The sequence below is a fragment of the Neobacillus nitrireducens genome (genome assembly GCF_030915405.1).
Classification (GTDB): Bacteria; Bacillota; Bacilli; order Bacillales; family Cytobacillaceae; genus Neobacillus.
Genome location: NZ_CP133262.1, coordinates 2916951 through 2936162 on the forward strand (window position 1 = coordinate 2916951; position 19212 = coordinate 2936162).

The following is a 19212-nucleotide window of genomic DNA, read 5'->3' on the forward strand; positions in this document are numbered from 1 at the left end:
TTTTCCAATCATGCTTAGTGTTTGCAATGTTTGATGTTAAAAACAAATAGAGGGAAAATAATTTATTACGGTAGACATTTTGTCCTTCAGAACTCCCATATAACAAAAAAACAACCATTTCTGGTTGTTCTTTAAATGTGCCTGGCAACGTCCTACTCTCACAGGGACGCGTGTCCCAACTACCATCGGCGCTGAGAAGCTTAACTTCCGTGTTCGGTATGGGAACGGGTGTGACCTTCTCGCCATTGCTGCCAGACTATAAAATTAGAGGAATCGTTCCCTCAAAACTAGATAATGCAGAAGAAGTTGTAAAAACGAGTTATCATTGTCCAGCTCCAGCGTCCAACGACTAGTGTCCTTCGGTCTTTTCCCTACGATAAGTCAACATCGAATCGCTACGCTCTTCGTGTTTCCTTTATCTCAGTCAAAGCCCTCCAGGCCATACGTCGCTAAGCGGACGCTTCCGCTTTTCGTTTTGGTTAAGTCCTCGAACGATTAGTATCAGTCAGCTCCACATGTTACCACGCTTCCACCTCTGACCTATCAACCTGATCATCTTTCAGGGTTCTTACTAGCTTGCGCTATGGGAAATCTCATCTTGAGGGGGGCTTCATGCTTAGATGCTTTCAGCACTTATCCCGTCCGCACATAGCTACCCAGCGATGCCCTTGGCAGAACAACTGGTACACCAGCGGTGCGTCCATCCCGGTCCTCTCGTACTAAGGACAGCTCCTCTCAAATTTCCTGCGCCCACGACGGATAGGGACCGAACTGTCTCACGACGTTCTGAACCCAGCTCGCGTACCGCTTTAATGGGCGAACAGCCCAACCCTTGGGACCGACTACAGCCCCAGGATGCGATGAGCCGACATCGAGGTGCCAAACCTCCCCGTCGATGTGGACTCTTGGGGGAGATAAGCCTGTTATCCCCGGGGTAGCTTTTATCCGTTGAGCGATGGCCCTTCCATGCGGAACCACCGGATCACTAAGCCCGACTTTCGTCCCTGCTCGACTTGTAGGTCTCGCAGTCAAGCTCCCTTGTGCCTTTACACTCTGCGAATGATTTCCAACCATTCTGAGGGAACCTTTGGGCGCCTCCGTTACTCTTTAGGAGGCGACCGCCCCAGTCAAACTGCCCACCTGACACTGTCTCCCACCCCGATAAGGGGTGCGGGTTAGAATTTCAATACAGCCAGGGTAGTATCCCACCAACGCCTCCACCGAAGCTAGCGCTCCGGCTTCTCAGGCTCCTACCTATCCTGTACAAGCTGTACCAAAATTCAATATCAGGCTACAGTAAAGCTCCACGGGGTCTTTCCGTCCTGTCGCGGGTAACCTGCATCTTCACAGGTACTATAATTTCACCGAGTCTCTCGTTGAGACAGTGCCCAGATCGTTACGCCTTTCGTGCGGGTCGGAACTTACCCGACAAGGAATTTCGCTACCTTAGGACCGTTATAGTTACGGCCGCCGTTTACTGGGGCTTCGATTCAGAGCTTCGCTTAGCAGCTAACCCCTCCTCTTAACCTTCCAGCACCGGGCAGGCGTCAGCCCCTATACTTCGCCTTGCGGCTTCGCAGAGACCTGTGTTTTTGCTAAACAGTCGCCTGGGCCTATTCACTGCGGCTCTTCGAGGCTATTCACCTCAAAAAGCACCCCTTCTCCCGAAGTTACGGGGTCATTTTGCCGAGTTCCTTAACGAGAGTTCTCTCGCTCACCTTAGGATTCTCTCCTCGCCTACCTGTGTCGGTTTGCGGTACGGGCACCATTTATCTCGCTAGAGGCTTTTCTTGGCAGTGTGGAATCAGGAACTTCGGTACTAAATTTCCCTCGCTATCACAGCTCAGCCTTAGTGAGAAGCGGATTTGCCTACTTCTCAGCCTAACTGCTTAGACGCGCATATCCAACAGCGCGCTTACCCTATCCTCCTGCGTCCCCCCATTGCTCAAACGATAAAGAGGTGGTACAGGAATATCAACCTGTTGTCCATCGCCTACGCCTTTCGGCCTCGGCTTAGGTCCCGACTAACCCTGAGCGGACGAGCCTTCCTCAGGAAACCTTAGGCATTCGGTGGATGAGATTCTCACTCATCTTTCGCTACTCATACCGGCATTCTCACTTCTAAGCGCTCCACCAGTCCTTACGGTCTAGCTTCAACGCCCTTAGAACGCTCTCCTACCACTGACATCTAAGATGTCAATCCACAGCTTCGGTGATACGTTTAGCCCCGGTACATTTTCGGCGCAGAGTCATTCGACCAGTGAGCTATTACGCACTCTTTAAATGGTGGCTGCTTCTAAGCCAACATCCTGGTTGTCTAAACAACTCCACATCCTTTTCCACTTAACGTATACTTTGGGACCTTAGCTGGTGGTCTGGGCTGTTTCCCTTTTGACTACGGATCTTATCACTCGCAGTCTGACTCCCACGGATAAGTCTTTGGCATTCGGAGTTTGTCTGAATTCGGTAACCCGATGAGGGCCCCTAGTCCAAACAGTGCTCTACCTCCAAGACTCTTACTACGTGAGGCTAGCCCTAAAGCTATTTCGGAGAGAACCAGCTATCTCCAAGTTCGATTGGAATTTCTCCGCTACCCACACCTCATCCCCGCACTTTTCAACGTGCGTGGGTTCGGGCCTCCATCCAGTGTTACCTGGACTTCACCCTGGACATGGGTAGATCACCTGGTTTCGGGTCTACGACCACATACTCATACGCCCTATTCAGACTCGCTTTCGCTGCGGCTCCGTCTTTTCAACTTAACCTTGCATGGGATCGTAACTCGCCGGTTCATTCTACAAAAGGCACGCTATTACCCATTAACGGGCTCTAACTACTTGTAGGCACACGGTTTCAGGAACTATTTCACTCCCCTTCCGGGGTGCTTTTCACCTTTCCCTCACGGTACTGGTTCACTATCGGTCACTAGGGAGTATTTAGCCTTGGGAGATGGTCCTCCCTGCTTCCGACCGGATTTCTCGTGTCCGGCCGTACTCAGGATCCACTCAGGAGGGAACGAAGTTTCGACTACAGGGTTTTTACCTTCTATGACGGACCTTTCCAGGTCGCTTCATCTACCCCGTTCCTTTGTAACTCCATGTTGAGTGTCCTACAACCCCAAGAGGCAAGCCTCTTGGTTTGGGCTATGTCCCGTTTCGCTCGCCGCTACTCAGGGAATCGCGTTTGCTTTCTCTTCCTCCGGGTACTTAGATGTTTCAGTTCCCCGGGTATGCCTTCCATACCCTATGTATTCAGGTAAAGATACTGTTCCATTACGAACAGTGGGTTCCCCCATTCGGAAGTCTCCGGATCAAAGCTTACTTACAGCTCCCCGAAGCATATCGGTGTTAGTCCCGTCCTTCATCGGCTCCTAGTGCCAAGGCATTCACCGTGCGCCCTTTCTAACTTAACCTAAAAGGTTTATAACTCTTACTTACATAAGAGAGAAAATCTAAAATGGCGATTACTCGATGTTTACTTTGCTTCTTCTTACGATTATCTAGTTTTCAAAGAACGATTAAAAAAAGCTTTGAGAGATTGTACTCTCAAAACTAAACAAACAAAGATCGCGTTACTATTTTGTCTGGCTCACAAGTCCAGCTTTATCCTTAGAAAGGAGGTGATCCAGCCGCACCTTCCGATACGGCTACCTTGTTACGACTTCACCCCAATCATCTGTCCCACCTTAGGCGGCTGGCTCCTTACGGTTACCCCACCGACTTCGGGTGTTACAAACTCTCGTGGTGTGACGGGCGGTGTGTACAAGGCCCGGGAACGTATTCACCGCGGCATGCTGATCCGCGATTACTAGCGATTCCGGCTTCATGCAGGCGAGTTGCAGCCTGCAATCCGAACTGAGAATGGTTTTATGGGATTGGCTAAACCTCGCGGTCTTGCAGCCCTTTGTACCATCCATTGTAGCACGTGTGTAGCCCAGGTCATAAGGGGCATGATGATTTGACGTCATCCCCACCTTCCTCCGGTTTGTCACCGGCAGTCACCTTAGAGTGCCCAACTAAATGCTGGCAACTAAGATCAAGGGTTGCGCTCGTTGCGGGACTTAACCCAACATCTCACGACACGAGCTGACGACAACCATGCACCACCTGTCACTCTGTCCCCCGAAGGGGAACGTCCTATCTCTAGGAGTGTCAGAGGATGTCAAGACCTGGTAAGGTTCTTCGCGTTGCTTCGAATTAAACCACATGCTCCACCGCTTGTGCGGGCCCCCGTCAATTCCTTTGAGTTTCAGCCTTGCGGCCGTACTCCCCAGGCGGAGTGCTTAATGCGTTAGCTGCAGCACTAAGGGGCGGAAACCCCCTAACACTTAGCACTCATCGTTTACGGCGTGGACTACCAGGGTATCTAATCCTGTTTGCTCCCCACGCTTTCGCGCCTCAGCGTCAGTTACAGACCAGAAAGCCGCCTTCGCCACTGGTGTTCCTCCACATCTCTACGCATTTCACCGCTACACGTGGAATTCCGCTTTCCTCTTCTGCACTCAAGTCCCCCAGTTTCCAATGACCCTCCACGGTTGAGCCGTGGGCTTTCACATCAGACTTAAAGGACCGCCTGCGCGCGCTTTACGCCCAATAATTCCGGACAACGCTTGCCACCTACGTATTACCGCGGCTGCTGGCACGTAGTTAGCCGTGGCTTTCTGGTTAGGTACCGTCAAGGTACCGGCAGTTACTCCGGTACTTGTTCTTCCCTAACAACAGAGCTTTACGACCCGAAGGCCTTCATCGCTCACGCGGCGTTGCTCCATCAGACTTTCGTCCATTGTGGAAGATTCCCTACTGCTGCCTCCCGTAGGAGTCTGGGCCGTGTCTCAGTCCCAGTGTGGCCGATCACCCTCTCAGGTCGGCTACGCATCGTCGCCTTGGTGAGCCGTTACCTCACCAACTAGCTAATGCGCCGCGGGCCCATCTGTAAGTGTCAGCCGAAACCGACTTTCAGCTTTTCCTCATGAGAGGAAATGGATTATCCGGTATTAGCACCGGTTTCCCGGTGTTATCCCAGTCTTACAGGCAGGTTGCCCACGTGTTACTCACCCGTCCGCCGCTAACCACCGAAGTGATTCGCTCGACTTGCATGTATTAGGCACGCCGCCAGCGTTCGTCCTGAGCCAGGATCAAACTCTCCAATAAGATGAGACTTCCATCACGGGATGCTTTACCCCGTGATGGTTAGTCGAATCAATCGGGTATTTACGAGCAGTTTATCCGATAGGATATTACTGCTCGTTAATACGCGGAAAAGTTGATTAGCTCATTTGTTACGTTGGCTTAGTTTCATTGTTGAAACTAATAATTTTTGTTTGTTTTGCACGATTTTGTTTGTTTAGTTTTCAAAGAACAAGTTCGCCACTTCTTTTGAAGCAACTTTATAACTATATCATTTCAGCAATTCGTTGTCAACACCCTTTTTGATGTTTTTCAACATTGTTGAGTTATTAACTCGTCAATAACGACTGCTTAAATATATTACCACTTAGGCTAGTTTACGTCAATGAAAATTTCAAATGAATTTCCCCATATCGACTTTCTTCTATTAATAAAATATGAAAGCCGGTCCAACTGTTGGACCGGCTTCAATCTTACTTAGTTATCTTAATGATACCCTCTTGTTTTAACTCAACTTGGCCTTGTTTATTAATTACAACTTTTTCACCTTCAGCTAAGTTCGTGAAAACAATTGGCGTGATTGTAGATGTTGCATGTTCTTTAATGTAATTTAAATCAACTTTTAATAAAGGCTGACCTTGTTCAATGATGTCATCTTCTGAAACTAATGTCTCAAAACCTTGACCTTTTAAATTAACCGTATCAATACCCACATGAATGAGGATTTCTCGGCCCGTATCAGATAAAATGCCAATCGCGTGTTTTGTAGGGAATAGGTTTACGATCTTTCCATTAACAGGTGATACAATCATTCCTTCAGCTGGTACAATTGCAAAACCATCGCCCATCATTTTTCCGGCAAACACTTGATCCGGCACTTCGGTAATTGGCTTTATTTCTCCTTTAAGCGGCGCTACAAATACTTCATTTTCACGTGCTTTTTGAAGGGCATCTGAATTAACTGCCCCATTCTGTTGCCCCGCATCTTTTTCCACCGTATCAACAGAAGTTGCACGCGGTCTCTTCCCGGACATGATATCTTTCATTTGTCCTTTAATGGTTTCTGAACGCGGTCCAAAAATCGCTTGAATGTTGTTACCTACTTCAAGGACACCTGCAGCACCAAGTCTCTTCAACTGGGCTTTATCAACATTTTTACTATCATTGACCGATACACGAAGACGTGTAATACAAGCATCTAAATGAGCAATATTTTCCTTACCACCCATTGCATCTAAAATATTAGAAGCTAAATCCGTTTGGCCAGCTTTTCCTGTCGGAGCTTGGCTTTGATCATCTTCCTCTTCTAATTCACGACCCGGTGTTTTTAAGTTAAACTTGCGAATGGCAAATCGGAATCCGAAGTAATAAATCAATGCAAAGACTAAACCTACAGGAATAACGATCCAAGCATTTGTTTGCGGGTTAATTAAACCAAATAGAATATAGTCAATTAATCCACCTGAGAATGTCATCCCGATTTTTACATTTAATAAATGCATGGTCATAAACGATAATCCTGCAAAAATTGCGTGGATTCCAAATAACACTGGAGCAACAAACAAGAACGAGAATTCGATTGGTTCAGTAATACCTGTTAAGAAAGAAGTTAAGGCTGCAGAAGCCATTAAGCCTCCGACAAACACTTTCTTTTCTGGACGAGCTTCATGGTAAATTGCTAGTGCAGCAGCAGGAAGTCCAAACATCATGAACGGATATTTACCTGTTGTAAATGTACCTGCAGTTAAATGTTGAACATTATCTTTAATTTGTTCCATGAAAATACGTTGGTCACCACGGACAAGATCGCCAGCGGCATTGGTATAACTACCAAATTCATACCAGAATGGAGCATAGAAAATATGATGTAATCCAAATGGAATTAACGATCGTTCAATGACTCCAAAAATAAACGCAGCTAATGTTCTGTTTGCATCAACCATGTTGGTAGAAAATAAGTTTAAGCCTGTTTGAATTGGCGGCCAAATAAGAATCATTAGCAATCCTAAAAGAACTGTACTTGCAGCTGTTACAATTGGAACAAATCGCTTACCAGCGAAGAATCCTAGATACGATGGTAATTCAATTTCAAAGAATTTGTTGTACATGTACGCCGCAATCAGACCGACGATAATACCACCAAAAACACCAGTTTGCAGTGTCGGAATACCTAATACTGATGCATAGCTTTGAGGATGCTTAGCAAGTGCATCTGCATCAATTCCTAAAGCGGTTCCCATTGTTGCATTCATAATTAGGAAACCTACTATGGCAGCAAGTCCCGCTACACCTTCTCCTCCAGCTAGCCCAATCGCAACCCCAACAGCAAATAATAACGCCAGGTTACCGAATATTACACTACCTGCCTGTTCCATAATCTTCGCAACCATAGCAATGCCGCTATTATCTAAGAACGGAGCGAGGTCAATTAAAGTTGGGTTTTGAAGCGCATTACCAACCGCTAATAATATCCCTGCTGCAGGCAAAATTGCTACTGGCAACATTAGTGCTTTACCTACTTTTTGTAAAACACCAAAAGCATTTTTAAACATAAAATATACCTCCTAATTTTTCGTTTAGCTCATAAAGCGGTTACATTCCCTAGAAAAATCCAACAAAAAAGGCATGAGTAAAAATCTAACTGAATGAATCTATGGGTATAGATTACCCCATAAATTTCATTTCAATTAAACTTTTTACTCATGCCTGATCGAATCAGTAACACGTAAAAAATAATTGCTATTTAAATTTTTTTTGAAGTCGCTGCAAATGCATTGTCAGATAAACTGCTTCTGCATCAAAGACTTTCAATTTTAATGATTGTTGCATCACTTTAATGAGCTTCCATGAAAGATTATAACACACAGGATATTCATCTTTCAAGAGGGCAGAAATTTTTTCTGGTTCATCGACTTTCTCCCCCTTAATCACTCTCTCAATAGCAAAGCGAAGGTGACGAACCAGCCTCATATAATCGATTCCTTCTTTATCTATCTCTATTTCAAGTTGTTCTTCCACCATGTCAACCAATCTGCTGACTAGCTGTGAATGTTGGTTCACATCAGAAAGATTTTTATTAGTAAGGGCACTGTGAATATGCAAGGCGATAAATCCAACCTCACCAATCGGAAGGTTTATCCCTGTCTTATCGTTGATTAGCTCGACGACATCCTTCGCCACTTCATATTCATGTCGATAGAGCGCTTTCGTCTCGATTAAAAATGGATTTTTCATTTCCAGCCCCTGCGTGACTCTCGTTAAAGCAAACATGAGATGGTCTGTTAAGGCTACATGGATATGTTCATTTAACATCGCATTCGTTCGTTGCTTAATTAGTTCGATAGCGGCGATAATCACCTCTAAATATTCATTATCTATAAAAGGCAGCAATTTAATATAATTTTCTTGTTCTTTTTCATTTTTTAAGACAAAGATTTTTTCCACTGAATCTGTTTCAATCGTGTCTCCATGCTTGCGATTAAAACCCATTCCTTTGCCAATCAAAACAACTTCTCCATAGGAAGGGTGTTCAGCAATCAAAACATTATTATTTAAAACCTTTTCAATTTTCAGCTGTGCCATACCCTTTTCCCCATTTCTTCCTTTTAACTCTCGTAATTAAAGGATAAAAGAGAGAAAACACGAAGTCAATGACAAAGTTCGACAACATCATGTCATGTCCCTTGGAAAATTATTCAAATTTTATTCCTCTTAAGCCAATAAAGAAGAATAAGCATGAGAATCCAAGCAATGCCAAAGTGTCCTTCAGCAATGTTTCAGCATGCAAGCTTCCACTAATTATTTCTTTAAAACCTGACATCGCCCAGCTTTGCGGAACAGCTAAAGCTAATTTCTGCATCAACTCTGGCACAAAATCAATCGGCCAATAAACACCGCCAAGCATACAGGTACTGACTATTAATACCGCACTTATTGCCGAGGCCTGCTGTTTTGTTTTGACAAGGCCAGCAATCATGAGACCAAAACCTACAACCGTTAAAATTACAAGCGAGGCAAATGGAATCAGGTTGGCTAAATTTCCCCAGGTAGTGTCAAACAAGATATTCATCATAACCATTAACACCGCAAGTTGAATCCATCCCATAAAAAAGTAAGACAACAAATATCCTAAACTTATTTGGAGCTTACTGGCCGGAGAAACCATCAACCTCCCCCATGTCCCACCGATTCGTTCATCCAAAATCGTTGATGCTGCACCGGATAAACCAAACATCATGAACATGATGGCAAAACCAACAATCATTAAATTTACCGACGTTTGGGTACTATCATCCGCTTGGAGCAGTTGTTGCTCGACCTTAATCCCTTGGTTCGAGGCCACCGCTTCCAATAATTTCGGTAACATTTCTTCTCCTTGTATTCCAACTGCTTGATAGGAGGCAGCAATTAACTCTGCTGTTCCTTGTAAATGAGGATACAACGCTAGATAGTCATCGGTTTTCCTTTGAACAATAATATCAAACAAAGGGCTCTTATCAATCATTCGTTGCTGGATTTTAGGTGGGATCACAACTGCTGCAACTGCATCCTGTGCTGCCACATTCTTTTTTGCTTGTGAAAACGGGACCTTTTTCCATTCAAAATGGTTATTCTTCTTTAAAAGTTCAACAATTCTTGTGCTATTCTCGTCTTGTTTAGCAACAATGTTGACCAGTGGTTTATTCTCTTCTGAATTTGCCACCATTCCCCCAAATATCAAACTAAATAGGACAGGCATGACAAACATGAGCACAATCGCACCGGGGGATTTAAAAAAACCTTTTAGCTGCAGTGATATAATCGTCCAGATTTTACGCATATCTCCCTCTCCTCTCTAATGAAAGGCGAAATAAACCAAACACAAAAAACAACAGTCCTAAACCGAGCGACCCGGCAACGGCTGGCAGGATTTCAGAAACGGTTGCCCCCGACATAAGGTCTAAATAGGTCTGCAACGCAAGACCATTGGGCAAAAACTTCGTAATGGAAATAACCCAATCAGGGAAAAGATACAACGGCACCATACTTCCTCCAACGGCGGCCATAATTTGTGTAGCAAACATACCTGCGACGCTAAATGCCTTTTCTGTTTTGATGAAGGAACCTGCTAAGATACCAAGGCCACAGGCGTTAAAGACAAAACCCACTGTCATCAGTACAATACCAGAAAGCGAGGGACCCCAGTCTACTCCAAATAAAAATTTGGTTCCAAGAATAATCAAAAAAGCTTGGGCAAGCGAAATGATAATTAATCCGAGCATTTTTCCAGTAAGGTATTGGGTGAAGGTTAGTTTGGTTAGTAGCAATCGATTATAAACAGCTTGTTCTTTTTCAAGAATCATTGTAGTAACGCCCTGGACCACAGTCATTAATAAAAACATCACACCCATTGCTGCGGCATAATATTGGAAAGATTCCACGGGTTTTGTTTTTGCGTTGATGGTAGTTTCATCGAGAAGAGGCTGTGTGATTTTATCAGAAGGAGGTTTTGGTTGAACGATACTAGTTCGATTCCCCGCATTGACCGGTTGAGCTAGTTGTGATGTGAATACCTCAATCGATATAGAGTTAGAAAATTGCTCAATGACAGTTTGAACGATCGTTGCCTTGATGCCGGGGTCCGGTACCGTTAGTAGTTTCACCTTGGTATCACTACCTGACATCAGCGCTGAAGTGAAATTTGGCGGAATGATCATGCCAACCGATAGTTTATGATCTTTAATTTTGTCACGTAATCTATTCTCATCATAGGATTTCACTTTAATTTGTTCGGATAAAGCCTTTGTAAAAACCTCATCTGTTAAAACAGTACTAAGCTCCCCTTTATCTAAATTCGCAATACCTAGTGTGAATTTCTCTATGGTCACATCTTCATCTTTCTTCATCACATCCCCAAAGGCTGCTCCTAAAATGGCGATTAACAATAGCGGCATCATAATCAGCGTAAGAAAGGCCTTCTTATCACGAACGACGATCAGTAAATCTTTTATAGCGAGCCACCAGAAAGTCACGATTATCCCTCCTAATCAATCTCTCAAACTCCGTCCGGTTAAATGCAAAAAGACACTTTCCAGGTTGGGTTCAATTATATCCACAGAGGTTACCTTGGTCCCTGTACTCGTTACCGACTGAATTAAATCACTTAATATGAACTGAGGGTCTTTATGAAAAATAATTAATTGGTTGCCATTCAAATGGATATCTTTTTCCGAAAATTGTCCTGTTAATGAGTGAGGGATGATTTCATGATTCGATGGCTTGTTATCTAAACTTAAAACAATTTTTGAATGATCACCGATGGTTTCCCTTAATTCATGTAATGTACCTAGAGCAATTAATTCGCCGTGATCAATGATTCCAATTCGTTCACAAAGGTATTCGACTTCCTCCATGTAATGACTGGTATAAATAATCGTCATCCCTTCGCTGTTTAATCGTTTCACCGTCTCAAGGATATGATTTCGAGACTGCGGATCGATCCCGACTGTCGGCTCATCCATGATCAATAATTCTGGCCGGTGTAAGATGGCCGCACCGATATTTACACGCCGCTTCATCCCGCCTGAAAACGTCTCTACCTTATCCTTCGCCCGCTCTGTTAAGCCAATAATCTCAAGTACCTCATCAACACTCTTCTCAAGAGTACTACCCGATAAATCGTACATCCTTCCCCAAAATTTTAAATTTTCCCTTGCGGACATGCTCTGATACAAGGCAATCTCCTGTGGGACGACGCCAATCAATTTTTGTGCTTGCTTTGTATTTTTGATTACATCGATGTCCTTCATATGTACAGCACCTGAGGTCGGCGGAAATAACCCGGTAATCATATTAATAATGGTTGATTTCCCGGCTCCATTCGGACCTAAAAGTCCAAACGATTCCCCTTTTCCCACCACAAAAGACACACCCTTGACTGCAGCAATCTCACCAAAGCTCTTTCGTAAATCACTAACGGTTAACATGTTCACCGCTAACCACTCCTTTCACTCCCCATCATACCTAAGTGATTTGGAGAAATTTGTAACTTCCTGCTCGAAATTAAGAAAACTTTGTGAATATTTTCCTATACAAAAAAGGAACTGTGGCAGCCCACAGTTCCCTCATTTAATCATTATTTTAAGAAAATAAAATATAGAACAAAGATAACAAAGAAGAAGTACATGATTGGATTAATTTCTTTTGTCCGGCCCTTCACCATCATTGTGATTGGGTAAAAGATAAATCCAACTGCAATACCTGTTGCAATGCTATATGACAGTGGCATCGCGATCATCGTTAAGAACGACGGAACGGCAATTTCGAACTTTTTCCAGTCAATTTTTCCTAATGAAGATACCATTAACACCCCAACAATAATTAACGCAGGTGCTGTTACCGGTGCTGTTACGACCGATAATAACGGGAAGAAGAATAGTGATAAGATAAAAAGTCCAGCTGTTACTAAGGCTGCAAATCCTGTTCTAGCTCCGGCAGCAACCCCGGCCGATGATTCAATGTAAGAAGTTGTTGTTGATGTACCAAGTACTGCACCGACAGTTGTGGCAATTGAGTCAGAAATTAACGCGCGTCCGGCACGAGGAAGCTTATTATCTTTCATGATTCCTGCTTGGTTCGCTACGGCAACAAGTGTACCTGCATTGTCAAAGAAATCAACAAACAAGAAGGTAAGAATAATCCCTAGCATAGAAGTGCTGTAAAAAGAACTATCACCGAACGAAGAGAAGGCTGCACCAAAGGTCGGTGCTACACTCGGAACGGAATCAACTACTTTATGCGGCATATCAATTAAGTTAAAGATGATTCCAACGATTACGGTAATCACCATACCGTAAAATACCGCTCCATTAATGCCCCTTGTCATCATAATCACGGTTACGACGATTCCAAAAATAGCAAGTAAGGTGGGTCCCGCTGTTAAATCACCCAAACCAACAAGTGTTGCATCATTATTGACAATAATTTTTGCGTTTTGCAATCCGACAAATGTAATAAACAAGCCAATCCCAGCTCCAACTGCGTGCTTTAAATCAATTGGAATCGCGTTAATTATTTTTTCACGAAGGCCGGTTAGTGTTAGTAAGAAGAAAAAGACACCTGAGATCAGTACGGCACCAAGGGCATGCTGCCAAGGAATCCCGCTACCCAATACAACCGTGTAAGCAAAGAATGCATTCAATCCCATTCCCGGTGCTAGAGCAAGTGGATACTTCCCGAGCAGTCCCATGACAATCGATCCAATTGCGGCTGCAAGTGCTGTTGCCACAAAAACGGCACCGTAATCCATTCTTAGCGCATCCGGATAGTCCTTTATCGATGCTAGCGATAAGGTTAATGGGTTAACAACTAATATATAAGCCATTGCTAAGAAGGTAGTTAGTCCTCCAATAAACTCACGGCGATAGTTCGTACCATGTTTCTCAAACTCAAAATATTTTCGCATTATGTCTTCCCCCTATAAATCTTTCTTTTTTTACACAAAAAACGCTCTGGCATTTTTCTACCGGAGCGTGACTTTAGGCATGTGCAAAACAGAGGAAGACATACCTCGTTTTTAACAGCACTGCCTCGTAGTCAAGCCATTTACGGTGGCTCGGTAGAAACTTTTGGGCCATATTCCCAACATTATACGATGCAATTAATATTCTCTTAATTCGTTTTTTATTGTAGCAGGAAAAAGACAGCTTGTAAATAAAAAATACGAACGATTTTATAAAATAAAATAAAATCGTTCGTAAATTAGTAAAGCTTGGTAATCCTGTCTAGCTAGAGTCCATATGCCGCTAAACAGGCGCGTCCACTTTTCTTATTCCCACTCGATAGTAGCAGGCGGCTTTGAGGTAATGTCGTACACTACCCGGTTGACGTGGGCTACTTCGTTCACGATGCGTGTCGAAATGACTTCTAACACATCCCACGGAATGCGAGCCCAATCAGATGTCATCCCGTCAATGGATGTTACGGCACGGATACCGATGGTGTAATCGTACGTTCGTGCATCCCCCATGACCCCGACACTGCGGATGTCCGGAAGTACGGTAAAATACTGCCAAATTTCTCGGTCAAGTCCTGCTTTTTTAATCTCCTCACGAAGGATCCAATCCGAATCACGAACAATTTCCAATTTGTCTTCGGAAATTGCCCCTAACACACGAATCCCAAGACCCGGGCCGGGAAAAGGCTGTCTCCAAACGATATCATCGGGAATGCCTAGCTCCGTTCCAAGCGCACGAACCTCATCTTTAAACAAGGTGCTTAACGGTTCAATTAATGTAAACTGCATATCTTCTGGAAGACCGCCGACATTGTGATGTGATTTTATTGTCTGAGCCGTAGCTGTACCACTTTCAATGATATCGGTATACAGTGTTCCTTGAGCTAAAAAGTCGATCCCTTCAAGTTTCGTCGCTTCGTCATCGAAAACATAAATAAACTCATTGCCGATGATTTTCCGTTTTTTCTCAGGGTCAGAAACACCTTCCAATTTCGACATGAACCGTTCTTTGGCATCAACCTTGATGACATTCATGTGGAAGCCTTCTGAAAAAGTTTTCATAACACTTTCAGCTTCATTTTTACGAAGAAGGCCATGATCTACAAAAATACAGGTTAACTGGTCACCAATCGCTTTATGAATCAATACGGCAACAACAGACGAGTCGACTCCGCCGCTAAGGGCACAAAGCACCTTTTTATCACCAACCTGCTCGCGAATCTTCGCCATTTCGATTTCAACGAAATTGCCCATTGACCAATCGCCCGTGCTTTTACAAACGTTAAACACAAAATTTCGCAGCAATTCATTCCCGTAGACTGAATGACGGACTTCCGGATGAAACTGAACAGCATAAAGCTTTCGTTCTTCATTACTCATCGCTGCAATCGGGCAAGTTGGGTTCGTCCCATCCACAGTAAATCCTTCAGGGGCTTCCACTACAAGATCGCCGTGGCTCATCCACACGGTTTGCTCCTTAGGCAGGCCGCTAAATAACGATGATTCATGCTGCAGCGTCATGGTTGCCTTTCCGTATTCACGTTGGTTTGCTTTTTCAACTTTTCCATTGAAATGGACGGTCATTAATTGCATCCCATAACAAATTCCAAGGATTGGCAGACCCATTTCAAAAATCGCTTCATCACAACGGAAGGAATTTTCATCGTACACACTATTTGGTCCGCCAGAGAAAATAATCCCTGTTGGGTTCAATTGACGAATTTCTTCTGCTGTAATGGTATGCGGATGAAGTTCACTGTATACCCCAAATTCACGAATCCTGCGGGTAATTAACTGGTTATATTGACTTCCAAAATCTAATACAATAATCATTTCATGCTTTCCTGACAAAGCATCCACCCCTATTTTCTAAAGATATAATTATTATTAACCTTAACAACAAATCATATAAAAAAAAACTAGAATTCTCCCCTCCATAATCTCAGGAAGGCAGAATTCTAGTTTTCTCGTAAAAATTACTCACAGAAAAAAATTCTGCCTTCATAGTCAGGTCATTTAACGGTGACCCGGTAGAGACTCTCGATCCATATCATCGAGGATATATGAAGGAAACGTACTTATTTTGAAAAGCGCACACAACTTTATTAGCGAAGTCTGCTAGTTGCTAACGCTAGACAATTGAATAGTACATATTGTAACAATAGGTCGTTTTTCCGGTCAAGCAATTGTTTTTTTGATTAAATTTTCCCATAATTCATGCGATTCTTCCCAGGTTCCCTTTGGAAGGGTTTGATGATACAAATAATTCTCATAAATCACGGTCAACCGGGTCATCTCTCTCGTCGAAAAAAAGGAGTCAATATAGCTGGCATAGTTTCTTAACGTTTGATTTTCCTTCCGCCTTAAGCCGAAGCGATCGAATTGTTGTAATAAGGCTGTGTAGGCAGCCCCTAAGTTGTCGTCCTTTTTCTTGAATCGATAAACTATTAACAAGAAGTATGGAATCCACTTCCCGCGAACGCGGTAAAAAGTCGCTGCCACTCCGGCAAAGAGGAGCAATAGTAGAATCATCCGCAGCCAATTATTTTTCAAAAACAATTTTGTATCTGCCCAGATTCTTTTCATATCCAAGAATGGGTTCGAATCATTTGGGGTCTTGGTATTATCCATTTCCTCCTGCTGCGGCTTTTTCACCGGTGGTGTGCTCGTTTGCTGATGATTAGATGAGTTCCCTGTTGATTCATAATTGATGGTGATCTCATTCGAAAAACCCTTCGTTGGCTCAAATGGGACCCAGCCTTGATTTGGAAAGAAAACTTCCACCCAGGAGTGGGCATTATTATTGGTTACTTCATAAACCTGGACCCCTGATGCCTCATCACTATATTGGAGGAAATCCCCGCCTGTAAAGCCCTTAACCCAACGTGTAGGAATTCCCAACGTTCGCAGCATAACAGCCATCGACGATGAAAAATTATCACAGTAACCCCGTTTGGTATCAAATAAAAATTGATCAACATAATCCTCGTTGGTGTCAGGCACCGCTACATTTTTTTGGTCGTAGGTGTACTCCGATTTCCCGAAATAACTTTCCACTGCTTTTGCCTTATCAAACCAGTTTGTTTTGGAGGCGGTAATTTGTTCTGCTAGCTCTTTTACCTTTGACGGCAGCTTCTCGGGCAGTCGGGTATATTTTTCATAAAATTCAGTGTTCATGCTTGTCGGCTCAAAACGAGTGGTTTGTATTAAGTCTTTCGCTTTATACTTTGGTATTTCATATTCAACTGCAAAAGCCCGAGGGACTACAGGAGCTTTTTCATGATTGTAGAAGCTGATTCTCTCATTGGTGGTATCAACTTGAAAATCATTTCCCTCTGGATCAAGCGGCTCTGTTTTTAAGACTTTGTTAATTCCGGCAGGATACATAAAATAGTTGTAATAATAATTTACATGGGTAAACACACGGGCAGATTCCTTAATGGTCTCTACAGTTTTGGGCAATGAATAAACTGGGACCAGGTCTTCCTGACGAAAGGAAATCGGTGTAGTCCCGGATGTAAGCCAGCCTTTGCCGGTATACACATCCTTTGTTTCCATTTTCCAATAGGTTTTTCCATTTGCTTCATATTTAAAAACCGGGTTTTTATCCCCTATAAATGGGCCTCCTAAAGCGGAATCATTCGTTCCGTAACCAATACGATGCACATCACGGGCAGCCAACTCAGAAGCCTTATCGTTATTCGCAGTGAGATACGGGACAGGATCCGGCCATATCGGGGCTGCTTTTGGTGCTGCTATTCCCGCTAGAACACTTATTGCAATCATGACAGTCAGCGGGACCATCCACCTTCTTAGATAAGTGGATTCAGTGCTGACATTTTCCTTTTGAATCATGCGGTAAAGTGTTAGCATTCCCATCACAGCAAATCCAGCAACTACTGTCCTAACAATAGCAGCCTTCGCTACATAGGGGGTAAATGTATCCAAAACCGTAATATATACTATAGTCATAAAGAAAAATATAAAGATCCGCTTTCGGTTTAAGACCCAATAGCTGATTAAGTAGACCATGAGCCAAAGCAGGATAAAAAATAATAATGACCTGAACTCACTGGACAAATCATTCCAGTTTCTAGCTACAAGCAATCCAAGGTTTTCAGTTATATCTTTAAAGAAGTCCTTCATCCATGTTGAATGGAAGAGTCCTTCATCATAATGAAGTTTGTTAATGGAAAGTAAAATATAGATAATTTTTATACAGTATTTCCACACCCATTTCACATTAAAAAAGGATAAAGCAAATGAAATAACGATAAAGATAATAAACATCTCAATACTATCTGTATCTGTTAATTGTTCAATGGGCCGAAGCCATTCCCATAAGAGAAAAAAACTTAAGGTATATAAAAAGAATGATGAAAGGTCCCTCTTAATCACCGGGCATTCACCTCCGAAAAAGCTGCCATGTATTCGCCTTCATGAACCATAACAACCCTCACACCGCGTGCATTGGAAATGGTGACAAGTGATCGTTCATTTTCCGACGGAGATTCCTTTTCCCCTTTGATTAGAAAAAGAGTAATCGTTCCTCCTTTTCGCTGTCCAAGAAAACTTGCTTTCTCAACCAAGGGCTTCGTAAGCTGTGCGGTAACAAGCATAAACGAAACCGTTTGTTGAATAAGAAGGCCATCGGTATCTAACATCTTGGAAAAGGGGGTGATACATTTTGCCTCTATTTTTGCTAAATGATAAAACAGCTGCTGAAGATGCTGTTCCCCGCCACGAATGGGAAACGATGCCCGTTCGTTGCTCATGGTTAAAAGACCTGTCTGGGCCCCTTTTTTCAAAATAGCCCGCAGTAGTGAAGCGGTAAAGGATACAACAGGCTCAAAGTTCTTATCCGGTGCACAGTCCATGACCACAAACACATCATGTGATTGCCTCTGCTCGAATTCCTTTGTCATTAACACGTTTCGTTTCGCTGACGCTTTCCAGTTAATCCATGAGAAGCGGTCACCCGGCTGGTAATCTCTTACCCCAGTCGCCATCGATGTATCCCGCTGCACTCGTTCTCTCGAAGCGGTCAGCCCTTGATCGTATTGGTTTTCAAATGTCCGATACAAAAGCTCAGAATAAGCTGGATAGACAATGATTTTATCCTCCACCGTAAACCGTTTTTCTTTTTCAAATAATCCAAGCGGGTCACCAATTCTAAGCGTAAAGGATTCAAAAAGATGTTCCCCGCGCGGGAGCTCGTCAATGACATATTCATAAGAAAATTCCTTTTTCAACCCAGGTAACAGAAGTGCCTTTGTTTTCTTTTGCTGGCTGGCCAATTTCAAGGCTTCACTTAAATGGTCTTCCATCAGTAAATAAAAGAGCGGGAAGGATTTTGCCCTTTTCACTGAAACCGCCACCTTTAAAGGTTCCCCTGCTTTATAATCTGATTTCTGCAGTACTCTTGTGACTTCCAGCTCGTTCAAGGAATAGAACGATAGGGCGGCACAATAAATCGCAAAGGGTAAAAAGCTATAAAATAAAAACCAGCTGACAAATCCCCCTTGGAACATCGCATAGGAAAAGGTTAATACAATCAAAAAAAGCAGCAAGATGACCTTCCACACTTTTCTT

Annotated in this window: 9 protein-coding genes, 3 rRNA genes and 2 riboswitches; all 12 genes read right to left on the reverse strand. The window is 43.5% G+C overall.

The genetic code is table 11. The features are described 5' to 3' along the window. Positions 1 to 139 precede the first annotated feature (139 nt). Positions 140 to 256, reverse strand: a 5S ribosomal RNA gene (gene rrf, locus RCG22_RS13970). Between the two features lie 219 nt (positions 257 to 475). Beyond that, positions 476 to 3412, reverse strand: a 23S ribosomal RNA gene (locus tag RCG22_RS13975). 200 nt (positions 3413 to 3612) lie between these two features. Continuing rightward, a 16S ribosomal RNA gene (locus RCG22_RS13980) occupies positions 3613 to 5150 on the reverse strand. The 16S, 23S and 5S rRNA genes sit together here, the layout of an rRNA operon. A 449-nt stretch (positions 5151 to 5599) precedes the next feature. Then, complete coding sequence (gene ptsG, locus RCG22_RS13985) at positions 5600 to 7678, reverse strand: glucose-specific PTS transporter subunit IIBC (RefSeq protein ID WP_098262551.1); 2079 nt, start codon at positions 7676 to 7678, stop codon at positions 5600 to 5602. A 187-nt stretch (positions 7679 to 7865) separates the two neighbouring features. Beyond that, positions 7866 to 8708 carry a glucose PTS transporter transcription antiterminator GlcT gene (glcT, locus tag RCG22_RS13990; RefSeq protein WP_308103482.1) on the reverse strand — a complete coding sequence of 281 codons (843 nt, stop codon included), beginning with the start codon at positions 8706 to 8708 and terminating at the stop codon, positions 7866 to 7868. 109 nt (positions 8709 to 8817) lie between these two features. Beyond that, positions 8818 to 9945 carry an ABC transporter permease gene (locus RCG22_RS13995; RefSeq protein WP_308103483.1) on the reverse strand — a complete coding sequence of 376 codons (1128 nt, stop codon included), beginning with the start codon at positions 9943 to 9945 and terminating at the stop codon, positions 8818 to 8820. Next, entirely contained in the window at positions 9938 to 11137 is a 1200-nt protein-coding gene (locus tag RCG22_RS14000) for an ABC transporter permease (protein ID WP_308103484.1), read from the reverse strand. Before RCG22_RS14000 ends, RCG22_RS13995 begins: the two co-directional genes overlap by 8 nt. Positions 11138 to 11152: 15 nt before the next feature. After that, entirely contained in the window at positions 11153 to 12091 is a 939-nt protein-coding gene (locus RCG22_RS14005; protein ID WP_308107163.1) for an ABC transporter ATP-binding protein, read from the reverse strand. A gap of 149 nt (positions 12092 to 12240) precedes the next feature. Next, positions 12241 to 13569: an NCS2 family permease gene (locus RCG22_RS14010; protein WP_308103485.1), complete on the reverse strand. Its 1329-nt coding sequence runs from the start codon at positions 13567 to 13569 to the stop codon at positions 12241 to 12243. Positions 13570 to 13677: 108 nt separating this feature from the next. After that, positions 13678 to 13779, reverse strand: a riboswitch (purine riboswitch). Between the two features lie 153 nt (positions 13780 to 13932). Continuing rightward, the gene (gene guaA / locus RCG22_RS14015; RefSeq protein WP_098262618.1) at positions 13933 to 15453 is read right to left on the reverse strand and encodes a glutamine-hydrolyzing GMP synthase; all 1521 of its coding nucleotides are present in this window, start codon (positions 15451 to 15453) and stop codon (positions 13933 to 13935) included. 151 nt (positions 15454 to 15604) lie between these two features. Next, positions 15605 to 15707, reverse strand: a riboswitch (purine riboswitch). A gap of 91 nt (positions 15708 to 15798) precedes the next feature. Beyond that, on the reverse strand, positions 15799 to 18018 hold the full coding sequence (locus tag RCG22_RS14020) for a DUF4129 domain-containing transglutaminase family protein (protein ID WP_308103486.1): 2220 nt from the start codon (positions 18016 to 18018) through the stop codon (positions 15799 to 15801). After that, entirely contained in the window at positions 18015 to 19205 is a 1191-nt protein-coding gene (locus tag RCG22_RS14025) for a DUF58 domain-containing protein (RefSeq protein WP_308103489.1), read from the reverse strand. The genes RCG22_RS14020 and RCG22_RS14025 overlap by 4 nt, the downstream gene beginning before the upstream one ends. Positions 19206 to 19212: the final 7 nt, after the last annotated feature.